General features: G+C 59.4%; 2 protein-coding genes. One reads left to right on the forward strand and one right to left on the reverse strand.

What is annotated here, in order from left to right; genetic code table 11:
- Positions 1-726: phosphomethylpyrimidine synthase ThiC (locus A3754_RS03795; RefSeq protein WP_197468433.1), on the reverse strand; the 726-nt coding region annotated here is incomplete at its 3' end.
- A 164-nt stretch (positions 727-890) separates the two neighbouring features.
- On the opposite strand from A3754_RS03795, the gene A3754_RS03800 reads away from it, so the two are divergent.
- A partial coding sequence (locus A3754_RS03800) for a TolC family protein (RefSeq protein ID WP_197468434.1) occupies positions 891-1,238 on the forward strand: 348 nt, incomplete at its 3' end.

The raw sequence follows: 1,238 nt of genomic DNA on the forward strand, positions 1-1,238 counted from the left end.
GACTTCTTCCTCAATGGAAGAGGTCACCGCCGAGTTGCCGATGTTGGCGTTGATCTTGGTGAGGAAGTTGCGGCCGATGATCATCGGCTCGATTTCCGGGTGGTTGATGTTGACGGGGATCACCGCCCGGCCCCGAGCCACTTCATCACGGACGAACTCCGGGGTAATTTCCGCCGGAATCGCCGCGCCGAAGCTCTGCCCCGGATGCTGGTTCACCGGCAGGCCCGCTTCGCGATGCTCACGCAGCCGCTGATTTTCGCGGATGGCGATATATTCCATCTCGGGAGTGATGATGCCCTGGCGCGCGTAGTGCATCTGGCTGACATTCTTGCCGGCGCGGGCGCGGCGAGGAATGCGCGTGTGCTCAAAACGCAGGCCGGCCTTGGCCACGTCGTTGGCCCGCTTGCGGCCATACTCGCTGGTCAACCCGGCCAGCTGCTCGGTATCATCCCGCTCATCAATCCAGGCAGCCCGAATAGGATTCAGCCCTTTACGGATGTCGATTTGAGTATCCGGGTCGGTATAGGGACCAGAGGTATCATAAACCGACAGCGGTGGGTTATCCTCGAACTTTCCGTCCGCCAATGGGGTCGGATGCTGTTGGATTTCTCGCATGGGGACACGAATGTCCGGGCGCGATCCCGTGACATAGATCTTTCGTGAACCCGCGATAGGCTGGCAGGATTCGTCAATGGCGTTGGCGATGGGGCGCTGATCGTCTGGCACGTCGGCCTCCAGAAGCAAATAAGAGAAATTCAGGAATGGCGGACACTATACGCCAGCGCCCAACAGCCGAACAACCGCGGAACTGGCCCAAACAGGCGGTGTTAATTTTCTGTACTTGCCAGTACCATAATGATTAACCAGACACACAAAAAGAGTGCACCAGAATGAAGCGTAGCCCGGCAACGCCCCTAGTTCTTCTTCTTACCTCACTGGCCAGTGCCGTTCAGGCCGCTGACCTTACTGAAGTCGCCAACGCAGCCTGGAGCTACGACGGCACCTGGCGCGCCGCCCGCCAGACCTGGGAAGCGGATCAGGAAACGCTGGTACAGGGGCGGGCCGCGCTGCTGCCGACCATCGATGCCAGCCACCGCCATTCGGAAATCAACCAAACCTACGAATCGACGGGTGACCTGGAGATAGACGGTAGATCTCGTTCCACCTCGGTGACGCTAACGCAACCGCTGTTCCGCCTGGATGCCTTCTACGGCTACAAGGAAGCCAAGTCGCTGACC

The sequence above is a fragment of the Alcanivorax sp. HI0083 genome, from assembly GCF_001635175.1.